The 13310-nt window shown below is 57.8% G+C and carries 7 protein-coding genes; 2 read left to right on the forward strand and 5 right to left on the reverse strand.

The features are described 5' to 3' along the window. Positions 1-492: 492 nt before the first annotated feature. Together RPS27_RS05670 and RPS27_RS05675 are read left to right on the forward strand one after the other, a co-directional pair. Positions 493-3204, forward strand: a complete 2712-nt coding sequence (locus tag RPS27_RS05670; protein WP_313753915.1) for a family 16 glycoside hydrolase — start codon at positions 493-495, stop codon at positions 3202-3204. A 494-nt stretch (positions 3205-3698) separates the two neighbouring features. After that, the gene (locus tag RPS27_RS05675; protein ID WP_313753916.1) at positions 3699-4646 is read left to right on the forward strand and encodes a hypothetical protein; all 948 of its coding nucleotides are present in this window, start codon (positions 3699-3701) and stop codon (positions 4644-4646) included. Between the two features lie 425 nt (positions 4647-5071). Here RPS27_RS05675 and RPS27_RS05680 read toward each other — a convergent pair whose 3' ends face one another. The 5 genes from RPS27_RS05680 to RPS27_RS05700 all read right to left on the reverse strand — a co-directional run bounded on the left by RPS27_RS05680 (position 5072) and on the right by RPS27_RS05700 (position 13277). Further along, positions 5072-5950, reverse strand: a complete 879-nt coding sequence (locus RPS27_RS05680; RefSeq protein ID WP_313753917.1) for a restriction endonuclease — start codon at positions 5948-5950, stop codon at positions 5072-5074. 97 nt (positions 5951-6047) lie between these two features. Continuing rightward, the gene (locus RPS27_RS05685; RefSeq protein WP_313753918.1) at positions 6048-6260 is read right to left on the reverse strand and encodes a KTSC domain-containing protein; all 213 of its coding nucleotides are present in this window, start codon (positions 6258-6260) and stop codon (positions 6048-6050) included. Positions 6261-6263: 3 nt separating this feature from the next. Then, positions 6264-7985: an ATP-binding protein gene (locus tag RPS27_RS05690; RefSeq protein WP_313753919.1), complete on the reverse strand. Its 1722-nt coding sequence runs from the start codon at positions 7983-7985 to the stop codon at positions 6264-6266. A gap of 82 nt (positions 7986-8067) precedes the next feature. After that, a complete protein-coding gene (locus RPS27_RS05695) occupies positions 8068-9315 on the reverse strand; it encodes an SIR2 family protein (protein ID WP_313753920.1) in 1248 nt (415 codons plus the stop codon). Between the two features lie 2645 nt (positions 9316-11960). After that, entirely contained in the window at positions 11961-13277 is a 1317-nt protein-coding gene (locus RPS27_RS05700; RefSeq protein WP_313753921.1) for an HlyD family secretion protein, read from the reverse strand. Positions 13278-13310 lie beyond the last annotated feature (33 nt).

A 13310-nucleotide genomic window follows, 5' to 3' on the forward strand; every position in this document is an offset into this window, starting at 1 on the left:
CGCATCCGATCTAATCTTGCGCGCCCCCGGCTCCGTCGGCTGATGAGAGTATTTTAGATTGTTGAGCGTGGCGCGAAGCCGCATTACTGCTGAATGCCAATAGTCGAAGCACGCGCCGGCGCGACTGATCTTATCGCGCGCTATCTAACTCTCGACGAGATCCCAGATCGGCGGCCCGACAGCTTCGGCTGCGCATGCCCAACTTGCCGACGTATGTTCTTTCGCCGGGTCAATCGACGTGTCTGATCGCCGCCTGCATCTCGCGCACCTTTTGCCTCGCCGGCAGATTGTCCGGTGTTTCCGCCACAGTAGGACGCCGGGAAGGCGATCCACATCTTCGGTGCCCCTCAATTGGCACTTGCGCGCCGGAAACAACCTTTAATCGGCATTGTGAACTAATTCACGTCAGGAACGTCGCTGTGCATCTATAAGAAGTGAGGGCCTACGCCGTCGGTCCCAATGTGAGCGCGAAGCCCGGGATTGGAGTCCACCATGAATATCGGCTCGGCCTCGCAACCAACCGACTTCGCTCTGGACGTGCTGGGGCGCTACGTCTGCAACACTTTCGACGAAGCCCTCGCCAATTCTGATCCGGCCTATCGCGCCAACGCCCGGGACATCAAAGGCAATCCCTTGCCGGCTCGTGGCGACATGCGGCCGTTCGATTTCGTCGTGATCGGCGGGGGCACGTTCGGCTCTGCCGTCGCAGAGCATCTGAGGTTCCGCAGTTCCGGCCGGTCCGAACGAATCCTTGTCCTCGAAGCTGGACCGATTTTGCTTGCGGAGCACATGCAGAACCTCCCGTCGATCAACCTTGGTCGAGAGGTTTGGGGACTGTCGTGGAACGCCGCCCCTGTACTCGGCTATGCCGCATCCGGATTGGCCTACTGCGTCGGCGGCCGCTCGATCTGGTGGGGCGGGTGGTCTCCGCGGCTACTCGATACGGAGACCCGCACCGATTGGCCGCAAGCCGTGCTGGACGACCTCAACGCGAAGAAGCTGCCGAACGGCGACAACGGCTACTTCCGCCAATCCGGACAGCAGATCGGCGTCACGGCGACGAATGACTACATCTTCGGAGAGTTGCATCACGGAATGCGCGAGCAGCTCTACAGCGCGATCATCGCCAATCGGATTTCCGGCGCCGTCGACCTTGCCGCTCTGCCGGAGGCCCCGCCGGTAGAAATTCTCGATACGCCGCCCACCCTAGATGATCTCGCCAGTCTTCTGGGACTTACGCCACCTAACCCGCCCTCGGATCCGGCCCAGAGCCAGCAGATCGAGGCCGAGATGCGCAACAAGCTGAAACTGGAAGCACCGCTCGCCGTCCAGGCGCGGCCCGAACACTCGGGCTTCTTCCCGCTCAACAAATTCAGCGCGGTGCCGCTGCTAATCAAGGCGGCGAGGGGGGCCTTCAGTGAAGCGCCTGGGGATGACGTGCGCAAGCGCTTGATGATCGTGCCGCGTTGCCACGTGTCGCGATTGAGCGTGACCAACGATCCGGATGGCCTGCGTGTCGATGGTGTAATCACCGAGCGCGGACGCATTCCGCTCTCGCCCGATGCGAAGGTGATCGTGGCCCTCGGTACCATCGAGAGCACGCGGCTTGCTCTCTCGTCCTTCGGAGCCGACGGTCGGATCGGCACGAACCTCATGGCTCACTTACGTTCCAACGTCACGTTGCGTGTGCCACGCGAGGCATTCAGCGCCATTTCTCCCAGCGTGAAAACGCTGCAAACCTCTGCGCTGCTGCTCAAGGGCCGACATCAGTTCCTGGGGGCGGACAACAACCCGGACGGCACTTTCGGCCACTTCCATTTCCAGATCACCGCGTCGGGTCTCGGCAATGCGGGATCCAATTCGGAGGCGGAGCTATTTCAGAAGGTCCCCGACATCGATACCCTCCAGCAACATCTGAATGCCTCAGATTCGCATGTCATCGTGACGATTCGGGGTATCGGCGAGATGCAACCGGACAACGCCGCGAGCAACGTCACGCTTGATCTCGACCCCGGTCAAGTCGACTACGGCGAACGCAAGGCCTTCGTGAACCTGCAACCGAACCCGAAGGACGAGCAACTCTGGGAGGCCATGGACAAGGCATCCGACGAACTCGCGGTGGCCTTTGCAAACGGCCACAAGGTCGACTTCCTGCATCCCGTCACGGGCGCGGGCGTGCAGCTCGGCGCCGATGCGACGAGCGCTGCGGCCGTCATTCCTCACATGCGGCGCGATCAGCACCCGAACGGGCGGCGCGATCCGCTCGGCTCGACGCACCACGAAGCGGGCACATTGCGCATGGGGGACGACCCGACCGCGTCCGTCACAAACGCAAATTGCCGCTTTCACGGCATCAAAAACGCCTATGTGGTGGGGCCCGCCCTGTTTCCAACGATCGGTTCGCCAAACCCGATGCTGACGGGCATCGCGCTCGCCAGGCGCCTCGGCGACCACTTGCTGCCGCCGCCGCCGGCTGCGGCCGCCGAGACTGGCTTCCGTTATTTGTTCGATGGTACGGAGAAATCCACCGATCTCTTTGCCAAGTGGAATCGAGTGGGCGGCGGGAATTTCGCTTTTGTCCGGCGCACCCTCATCGCGCAGCCCGACTCGAACGGCATCGGGCTCCTTTACTATGCGGCCGAACAGTTCGACGATTTCACCCTCCGGCTCGACTTCTGCCTTCCGCATCCGCGGGGCAGCAGCAACGACAATTCGGGGGTGTTCCTGCGCTTCCGCAATCCGAAATTGCCCGAGTCGCCGGGGACGCCCGGGCCCGACGTTCCAGGCAATCTCGCTACTGTTGCGGTCGACACGGGCTATGAGGTTCAGATCGACGAGGAAGCGCGGGGCGACACGCGTAAGGGAGAACTCGACGGCTTTCTCTTCAACCGCACGGGTGCGATATACAAGGTTAAGACGATCGGTACCTCGCCAGGGCAGCAGAACTATACGAACGGCCAGAGGCTCGCGGCCGGCACGTGGCACAGCTTCGACATCACCGTGACTGATCGAACGTATGAAGTTATGCTCAACGGTCAACCATCCACGAAGTTCACGGCCGATCCTACCGACCCCAACGAGCGCTTTCGCGGGCGCATGAGGAGCGAGGATCCGGATTCCGGGTTCATCGGCCTGCAGGTACACACCGGCACCGTGGCTTTCGCAAATGTCCGCATCCGATCCAACGTTCCCCTGACGGCTTGACCCATCATTTTGTCACCGCCGGCGAGGCCGCCGACGATGGGCGCGACAGGCAAGTAAGCGACCATCTTGACGTGAGTTCTGAGCACGGCGCCGGCTTGCTCGCCGGCCAAGTGGCCAGCAGCCCGGCGCAACGTCCTCAGCCCCTCCCGATCAACGCGATGACCTGGGCGGCGGACGAATGGAGCTCGGGCGAGGGCAGGGGCGCATCGAGACCACTGGATTCACCGCGCAAGCGGTCCTTCTCGATGGAAAAGCTCGTCGGCAGCAAAGCCAAGAATTCGGCATTTGCGATGGCCAGCCTCCTTGCGCCGATAACAGCCCGCCGTCCAGGGCGGCTCTGCCGCTCGTCTGGACCCCTGACGGCGGCTGCTACTCGCGAACATCACCTTTGTGAATAGCGGGATGACCGGCGACGAGGCGAAAAGAAGAAATCGCGAACTGCTATAATGCCCTAAGTACTGAGTCGACTCGCGCAACCAACAACAGGAGAGTTGATGTTGAAGCCGCAGGCCCGCCAAACGCGGCGCCATTGGGAAACATTGAGCGATGACCAGCTCCTCGAAACGGAGTTGATGACGGATGACCCGGAAAACCTACCAAGCCTCGTCTACGAGATACCGCCCGGCGACGAGGAGCCTTACGTCGAGTACAAATACGACCTTCGGAAATCGGACAGGGAGAAGTTCTCCTGCGTCCACGGCCATCATCAACACCTGGCCGGCTTCGTCATGCGGAAAGGAGAGGCGCGCTTCTTGGTCGGCTGGATCTGCGCCGGCACCATCTACGGCGAGGACTTCGATAGGTACACCGCCGACTTCGATGCGGCCGTGGTTCGGCAAGATGCGCTCAAGCGAGTACGCGAGATCCGCTCCGCAGTGAACCCCTTTATCGCCTATCTAAATTCCATCTCCAGCTCGGACGTATTCAAGCACTTCAACCGGCTTCGCGGTCAGCTCGAGACCCAAATGCCCTGGGTGTATGACACGCTTCCGGCCGCTGCCGCCATGGATTGGCGCGTGATCGGCGCAGCTCTGCCAAAGCGGCTTTGCGCCTCGAGCACCGACGTGCGGCAAGAGTTCAGCCGCCTAATGGCGGATTTTGCGGCCGCTTCAGTTGTCCTCGCAGGAGAGCCAGAAAAGGTCGCGGCAACGATCGGCGCCATCCGCATGAAGATGGATGGTCTTGCAAAGCGGGTTGAAGCCGTCCTTGAAACGCTTCGGGAAGTGGAGGACTTCTTCCAGCCCGCCGCCTTGGCCGCAATCTGCAAGCTGGCCAACGAGCACGACAATCCGAAGCGAAGAAGGTACGAGGCCGGTCTGCTATCGATCACCTGCAAAAGGGATCGTGATAAGTCGACAATCACGATGCCGAAGGGATTTGAACTGCCGAGTCGCAGGCCCCTTGAGGCGTTCCGACCGGCCTTGGCCGGCATGACCACCTAAAACGAAAAGGGCACCTCAGAGATGAGGTGCCCGTTCCGTTAGAACAGCCTATGAAGCAGAAGCATCATCGAAGCCCAATTCGGATGCACGAAGCATCCAAGGCCGAGACGATACGTCGCTCCGTTCGGCTGGCTGGCTTCTAGATGCAGAAAGACGCCCATGAGCGCTCTCCTTGTCTAGTGCGTGAGGGTCCCTTTCGGTACGCGCCATCACACAGCAGGCCAGCAAGCAGGGGTTTAAGTTTGTGGGCTTGTCCCCCAACACGCCGCGCGTATTTCGCTAAACTCAACTTGAAGATAGGCTCAGTTTGAGGCGGTTCAATGGCGCAATCGCTAATCAAACCTTAAGCGCCACATAGGTCAGGTGCCGTTGTCTGGCTGGCGGCCAAGAGACTGCAGCAAATGTGGGCCAATCGCCGCAAGCTGTCATATGAATCGTTTCCAAGGCTGCAGATCGATGACTGAGAACTCGCCCTCGCTCACGAAGTATCGGTTCAGCAACTCCCTGTTTACGCCGTCGCTATCGAAGATCGTCTGAAACTCCATCATCTCGAAAATTTCCTTGATCGATTTGAGCTTTTCTCGGCGGCCAATTTTTAGAGCGTCGTAAAGACGTGGCGCATCCAGGAGCTCAATCTGGATCATCCTTTTGCTGACCTTTTCGACGTGGTCTCTCACGCCCTTCGAAAACGTGGAGGTTGTCGCAAAAATGCCTGACGTGATCCCCTCAGCAACGAGCGCGCCCGTAAACTCGCGGATCTGCTCGACACCAATAGTATTCTTGTATCGCTTGACCTGGACGGCAACCGTTTCCGTACCTTTCGTTAAAATCGCATCGATGCCTCCATCATTCGAATAGCAGGTGACCACGACGTCCCAGCCCATGTTTCGGAAAATACTTCCGACCGTTTCTTCCATCAAACGCGGCGCCACGTCGAAGCGCTTATCGTACTTTGCAAGCAGGTAATCCTGGACGTCCTCAATGGGCGTCGAGATGTCAGCTACGTCGAATTCTCGAAGTGTAGCGTGAGTCCAACTCCAACCGTGGACGAAGTCCGGTCCGGATCCATCCTCTTGGTCGGCCGGCGGATTGTTATTAATTCTGTACAGCTTGATTAGCCACCACCCACAAACACCGCACGCGACGCCTCTGAAGTCGGAGTCGAAGCCGTCTTTGCCCGAGTGTACGTCACCGAGTTCTTCGAGAGTTGTGATGTCTGTCCGACAATAGGGACACTTGTCCGCTCTATAGAAGTCTCGGTTTAGCGATCCGCTTCGCGAAGTCGTGTATGTCCAAATTGCCATAGCATCCTGTGCCGGTCCAAAAACATCTCATAATCTATGTTATGCGAATAAAATCAATGCCTTAGCATCGTAGCACGAAATTCGTTGCGAGCAAAGCTCACGCCCTTCGGACCATGTAGCCTTTCGCTCGAAACTCTTCGTTCACGAAGGTGCCTTTGGAAGTGGAATCCCGGAATCGCTCCCAGACTTCCTGAGTCACGCCGCTGTAGATGTAATAGGCGCCGCGCTTAAAAATCACGTGCGCTTCACCCTGCTCTTCGTCATAGGCGATTTGGTCCACACTGCTTGAATCCACGTAGACGAAGTCCATGGGCTAGCCCTTGAGTTGATGTCGCCAGTTCCGCAGAGCCTGCGCGTATTGCTTGGGATCTGGCCGGGGGTCGTTAGCCCACGCCGTTCTAACGTTGGGATCCGCGCCCCCCTCGGGTGCCTGAGTAAGCCACACTCGGACCCGCGAAGGGACGAACATTGCTTCTCCTACAAACAGGCCCTCTCCGGTACGTAAAGACGGTAACAGATCCACCAGACCGCCCAAATCATCGGGAAAGGCGGCGGCTACGCGGCTTCTGTCGCTTGGGTTCGTCGTTCGAAGTGCGATCATAGTGCCACACTGACTAATGATAGTGGTGTCAATCTCACTGGGGCGTTGCGTGACAACGGTCAGCCCAACGCCGTACTTGCGGCCTTCCTTCGCTATCCGGGTCAGAATCCTTTGACAGCTACTGGATCCACCCTCCGGAAGAAATCGATGCGCCTCGTCAACGACCAACAGCAACGGCTGAGACTTCCCCGAGACTGCGAGCGAACTGGCCCAAAACAGGGTGTCATAAACAATTCGCAAGAGAAGTCCCACCACATCCGTGGCGACGTCCGAGGGCAACTCTGAGACGTCGATGATGGACAGAGGTTTGTCGTGTCCTACCCACGACGCCACCAGGCCGTCGATATCCGCCGCGACCTTACCAGCCAGATCAGGAGCGTATCCGCCTTTGGGATTAAACAGGAATGCATACCGAGAGTCGGTCAGGCGGCTACGAGCAAGCTCAAGTTGACGACCGATCCCGCGAGGCGCAGGATTCTTAAATGGCTCCTTCGCCCCGGGCCCGTGCAGCGGATAGGTATTTGAGATCAGCTTTTCTGGGTCGCCTTGCTCCTCCACTTTGGTCAGAACACGCTGCCCCGCTTCTGTCTTAAACGTCTGCCTCTCGAAATCATCGAGTTCAAACCACAATTTTCGAATGCTGAACGGTATGGGCGTATCGGCCGTAATCGCCTCGGCAGGAGGCGGATTCGCTAGGAGCTTGGCTGAGGTCCGCTTCATCTCCTGGACCATGTCGCGAACGACGGCCTCGTTCGTTGGCGACATCGCTCCGAATGTAATCGCGAGCAATTCGTCGAAAGGCAGTGCCCAGTATGGAACGACCAAGTCGTGTTCGCCATCGGCTGGAGACACGCGAAAGACTCTAGATCGCCCTGGAGAGACTTTCGAGTATTCTCCGTGTGGATCGATAACTAAAACTCTGGCAGAGGGAAATTGGCTTAAACTGACAGCCTCCAAAATCACGGAGACAAGATTTGATTTTCCTGCGCCCGTGGAGCCCACGATCGCACAGTGTCTACTCACGAACCGGTTCAGATCGAGTGTTGCGGAAATCCCGCTCGCGGAGGAGACTGTACCGACGGTAATGCCCGTGGTCGAATGAGATCGGCCATATATGACCGCGAGGTCGGCTGCGGTTACAAAATGGACTTCATCTCCGACGGTCGGATATTGGCCTACACCGCGTTCGAAGAGGCCTCCCGTGGACTCACCAAAAAGTACAATGGTCATCCACCGGTAGCCTGCCAAGCTTTCGTCTTTAGCGAGATCTCGCTCAAGAGCCAGGTCCCCAACCGCTGTCGGTGGAGCGGCGTCAGCACCAACTTGCGAGCAAACAGCGTAAAGTTGGGTATACCCAACTGGAATCCGGAAAAAACCACCGATTTGCCCTACGCGATACGATTCGCCTTCTACAAGCACAAGCGTGGTCGGCAAGTCGCTACGTAGCCTGACTCTTAAAACGCCGCCCGCGACCGACGCAACCTGGCCTACATATGTTGGATCAGAGCTGGGCACGTCAATCAGGCCTCGTAAGAGCACCTAAGAATTCAGCGAAACGAGCAAAGTCTCCGAGTCGGAAGGTCCCATCGCCGGTAGGCTGCTCGCCTTCAGGCGCTGCGTCGAGGTCGAATGCTCTGGCAATATGGGACGCTCCCCGCAGCTCGCCCAACCGCCACCCCCCGTGCCGTCCGCCTATATGAGCGGTACGCGGTCCAAGCGCCATGAGATTGAGATAGCGGCTGGCTCGGTCGGCCAGAACCGATCCGGCTTCCACTTCGGCATACTGCATCGCGACGACATGCGGCCTGCGCTTTGCTTCTAATGCGTCAAAGATTATTGCGTTGATGTGATCGTCAGAAAAGCTATAGCCGCACACAAACAAGATGGCGTCGTCTCTTTCAAGGACACGCGTGAGACGATCCAATAGCGCCGTGTAGGGCTGCTTGCGCGATTCATCATACTTATGATGAGAGGGAAGTATCATTTCGCCTTCATTGTGGGGCTCGGTCCTGACAACCCGCTGCCGACCTCCAATGGTGTCTAATCTCCAGTTGATCGATCCATGGATTTTCCAAAGCCGTGTCCATGCAGGGCCGGGCGCACTCTCAGGTCTCGTCAAACTATCGTGGGAGAAAAATGGTCGATTGCACCCGACAAAGCCGTCGAAGGCGGGCACTCTCTCGGCTTCCAAAGCCGTTTCCACGAGAATGTCGTAGTTGGTCGTGAAGATCTCTATCGGCTGCGACCGCGGCATACGTGCGATCCAACGCACGAAGTCTTCATGGGGCAGCTTAGCTGGGAAGCTCGTGGGATCTGGGTTTACTTGTGCAGCTATCGTGGCTCGAATGACTTTTTCTAACCGCCCAAGATCATCAGAGGACAGGCCGGACAATGTGTCCGTAGCCCCGATTGCATGGAGCTTTCGGCGAACGCAGGATAGAATATCTTCAATATTTGCCGCTCGATGAGGTGGCTTTATCTCTTTCTCGATCGCGTCATAGGCGAGACCAAACCTCTTCGCCTCACCGTCAGGATCCAGTTTCCGTATCTCTTTAACGCAGATTTCAGTCAGTTCGGCGACGTTCGGGATAAGCGACCGGGTTTTGGGCTCGCCTTGCTGCTGCTCGGCAGCGCCGATGGTTGTAACCGGTATACGAACCGCGCATGATGTCCCCGCGCCCAGCAAAAAGGCGATATTCGCTTCAGGTTGTGTCAGATGATTACGAAGGCTTTCCAAAACCTTGCGAGGATCGTGCGCCGCCAATTGTCCCCCCCATTCCGTCGTAGCTTCTGGCTACCGACGATTGTATTGTAACAAAATTTCGCGCCGGTTCAAGATTTCGCCTGACTAGCACCAACACACAGACGCCAAATCAAAGACTTAAGCTCGCATAATCTTCGTTATGTTAAACGCGCCAGGGTTGGCGCTTTTGCTGCTAACATCACTTTTCGTCCGCGCCGGAGAGAGAATCGTAAACCTCGTATCCCAGTTGGCGGCCAGCCTTGCCCGTGAAGTAGCTTACGGCCACCGAGCCGCCAAGTGCCACTAGGCCACCAGCAATCGTACCAATCCCAGGAACGATAGATCCGGCCACTGCGCCTGCTGCAGCGGCACCAGCTATGCCTCCCGCAAGGGCCGACCCGAATGCGCCGATGGCGCCAGTTGCTGCGCGGACCTTGTTGTCTGATTGAGAGACTTGAGCGATCTCAAAGCCCGCGCTGACCACGAGCAACGCGCTCCCGCCCCATCTTAAGGCAGATCCGAATGCATTATAGGATGGATTAGTGAAGTTGGCGCGTCCCACAGGCTCGCCCATCCCTTCAGGAAATAGCTCTGCCACATACCCCAGTGGATGTGGGGCAGGTCCTAGATCCGGGCGAGAAAATTCGACGGGAAACATCCTTGGCGTAAACGTTCGAGCGATGCCCTTAAACAGGGTTCTTTGGAAGCCGTCATCCACGTCTAGGCCAGAAACGCTCGTAGTATAAATACGGCGAACCATACCAGCCCATGCGGCTTGCGCGCCTTGAGATTCGAATACCGGAAGCCATGGATTAGGCGTCTCAGGATGCTCTTCCTGCCTGGGTGGTCTCGATTCAGGGCGGGGCGGCCGGTCCAGCCGGTCTCTTTCTCCAGGTGGGGGACGCTCCGGACGCAAATCCACGTTTCTCTCGGGAGCCTGCTGTCGCTCGCGCGGCGGCGGCTGATCCGGTTGCCTTGCTTCTGGCTTGTTGGGCGGATCTTTGTGCGGATAGTTACGCGGGCTCCGCGGACTCTGATCACGCGGAAGCTCGATACGCTGGTTATCGACGCTTCTCATGCCCGGGCCAAACTCTGAGAAATGACCCGGCTCCGCTCCCCTTGTTGGCGCGGACCTATCCGCACGGAAAATAACTTCGCCTCGAGAATTTCGTATTACCTCGTGCCCCTGGCGCCCGCTGATGGTTAAGCGATCAGTCCGAGTTCGTCCATCCCTGGTGGTAACAGTTCTCTCCACGGTACCAGTAGTCTGTCCGTTCTCAGTCTTGATATTGACGTGCCACTTCTCCGTCGTGCCGGTTTTGTAATTCGTGCGAGTCGAGCGGTGATCGACGGAGCGATAGTCGATGGCCTGCCGTGTGGAACCCGAACGGGCATCGCGGTTGGGGGCCGTTTGGCGATCAGGTCGCTGGGTGACTCGCGCATCCCTAGATCTCTGCTGCTCGCGCCTTCGACCCTCTGATGATTCCCGAGGAGCATCCTCAGCCCGGCGACTATGGTTCCGCTCATGAGAGCGTGTCTCGTGGCGATCGCCTGACCGACGGTCCTGCCCTCTAGCTTCCCTGCCCTGCCGGTCATTCGCACGAGGCCCACGATCCGAACGCGCAATCTCACGCGCCGGACGCTCATGACGTTCTGCGAAATTACGCTCCCTAAACGTGCCTGCTTCGCGCCGTGATGGTGCTTCCCGCACAGCTGGCTCCCGTCTCTCCGGTCGGGAGGGGCGTTCGTTCTGACGCTGTGGTCGTTCTGGCCGCTCGCGCGCAGGTGGTTCGCGCACGGCACGTTCGCCGCGAGCTTCCCGCGAAGGTCGCTCCGCACGCTCCCGAGGTTCACGCTCCCTTGGCATTGGTTGCTCCTAGAACCCATTCCAACGAGCGAGCCCCATTGAAGGCACCATAGGTAACCGGTCGGCTATGCGGCCGGGAGGTAATCCTGAAAGCAGAGTAGATTGAGTAGCAAAGCCAAATTCGGAATCCAGCAACTTACCAGTGTCGGACAAATCTATTCCGTACACCTGGAGCTGGTATGTGTCGCCGGGGCCGAACGTCCAATCAAAGTGACGACCCGTAAGGACGCCAGTCGGTTGAACCTCGAGCACTTTGGCTTTCTGTCCTCCGCGATCCCGCACAATCCGAACGCCCAATGTCTCAGTGTTGAGCACAACCCGGCCGAATTTGACGTCCCACGCCAGGTTCGCGCCTCCGCCCGCGGGTAGTACATCCGCCGCGAGTCCAGTTGGCATAGGCAGGCCAGTACACAGCAATAGTGGAGCCGACCAATCACTCTCCCCTTGTGAACAAACCGACTTCGAACGGATCGTATACAGGGAGTGGGACGGCAACCCACTGATTGTCACGCCCGACACGGCGTTGTCTAAGGTCCGCGTTTCTGGAACGCTAACAAAAACCCCTGCTAATTCTAATCGAGCGCCGCAGCTGGGATCGATCGCATCCCACTCGATATGGATCGAGTCGATGTCCGCTCGACTAAGTGAGGACGAAAGCGCCGGCGGCGTTAGCGGAGGATCAACAGTTGTATTCTGCGCAGCGATGGGCCATGGGACAACGGCGCTTGCGGATGCAAGCGCCGAGAGTGCCAAGAACTCGCGGCGGCTAAGAACAGCATTTGTCGAATGTGTCATTAGGTCAATCGAATGAAATGCTGCTGCTCAGCGGGTCAAACCCGTAGTTCAGCGGAAGGAAATTGGCGCCTGGTGGATTGTCTAATTCCAGCAGGAGTTCCCACTCGTCATCGTCAGTGTTATGACCGCGGACAGAGACGACCTTCGCTGAGTAGGTCTTTTCGACAGTCCCCTCGAATATCTTCGATTTGATCGTGACTGTCTGGTCGATCGCGGGCAACGCGCGAAGCTGGATGAATCCGTAGAGGTACAAACGACGATCGTTCTCGATGCGCAACACCGGTTCGCCGGCCTGAACGTGTTCACCCAGGTCTTTGTAGATCGCGGTGATGACCCCCGGAAACGAGGGGAGCAAATAGGTGTTTAGAAGCTTGACTTGGTTCTTCAAGACCTCGAGCTCGATAAACTCGAGCTCGCGACGAAGCGACGCTTCGAGACTGGAGACACCCAATGCGTTGATAGCGTTTCGCGCTTCTTCCTGAACGACTACGGACTGGAGACGCTCGAATTCCAGCTTATTTTCTAGCCGAGGATGCCAAAATTCGTTCAAAAAGTTAGTGCTGGTCCGCTCGTTTGCATCTTCCGAGATAATGGTGCGTTGGGAATAGAACGCTGGAGGATGTGCGCCCGATGCATCGGCCGCCGCTGCATTGAGCTCTTGCCACTGATTTTGACTGTTCCAAGTGGGTATATTTCGACTTTCTTGCAACTCTTGATGAGACTCGGCTCCTTGAGGGAAGGCTCTGATCTTATAGGTGGGCGTCATCATCCCAACGGGAGTTACGTAGAGCTTATTTACGACGTCGCCCTTGGACTTATGAACCGTCTGGGTGGCCTTCTTTACGCCCTGCCACGATACATCAGGATCGCTCGCATAAGCCGCGTCGACGGCAGAGAAGCGGTCAACGTTCGCAGACTTGACGTTCCGTGTATGCGCGAGCTGAGTGTTTGTGGCATTGCCCACAATCTGGGCGACTTGGGTCGAGTGTTTGTAAACCCTGGAATACTGTTGGTCGCGCTGAAAAATCGTTTGGCTCAACCCGATCGCTTCTTGGTGATTTCGCAAGCGAAATGCGGCTTTTGCATTTAGGTCGCTTTGTATTTTTGACGCCGAGTAGGTGACGGACTTGTTCTCATCACCCGCTCGCTGCGCAAATTGCGTGATCATGGCGTCAACCGAGATAACGTCGGCTGGCGCTAGTCTTTTGCCAACCTTGAGAGCGCTGTTCTGCCAGTCGAGCACCCCTGGTATCTCAAAAGCTAAGTCGCTCGATTGAAAGGGACGCGTTACGAGGCTGCGAATCTTTCCGGCAGTCGACATCGGTTTCCCGCTCCAATGCTGCGGTGTCAGTTG

This window comes from Bradyrhizobium sp. WYCCWR 12699, assembly GCF_032144035.1.
In the GTDB taxonomy this organism is placed as follows: domain Bacteria; phylum Pseudomonadota; class Alphaproteobacteria; order Rhizobiales; family Xanthobacteraceae; genus Bradyrhizobium.

What these genes read in the sequence shown, in the direction of transcription:
- RPS27_RS05670 (WP_313753915.1), top strand. Translation starts at nt 493, where the DNA reads ATGAATATCGGCTCGGCCTCGCAACCAACCGACTTCGCTCTGGACGTG.
- RPS27_RS05675 (WP_313753916.1), top strand. Translation starts at nt 3,699, where the DNA reads ATGTTGAAGCCGCAGGCCCGCCAAACGCGGCGCCATTGGGAAACATTG.
- RPS27_RS05680 (WP_313753917.1), bottom strand. Translation starts at nt 5,950, where the DNA reads ATGGCAATTTGGACATACACGACTTCGCGAAGCGGATCGCTAAACCGA.
- RPS27_RS05685 (WP_313753918.1), bottom strand. Translation starts at nt 6,260, where the DNA reads ATGGACTTCGTCTACGTGGATTCAAGCAGTGTGGACCAAATCGCCTAT.
- RPS27_RS05700 (WP_313753921.1), bottom strand. Translation starts at nt 13,277, where the DNA reads ATGTCGACTGCCGGAAAGATTCGCAGCCTCGTAACGCGTCCCTTTCAA.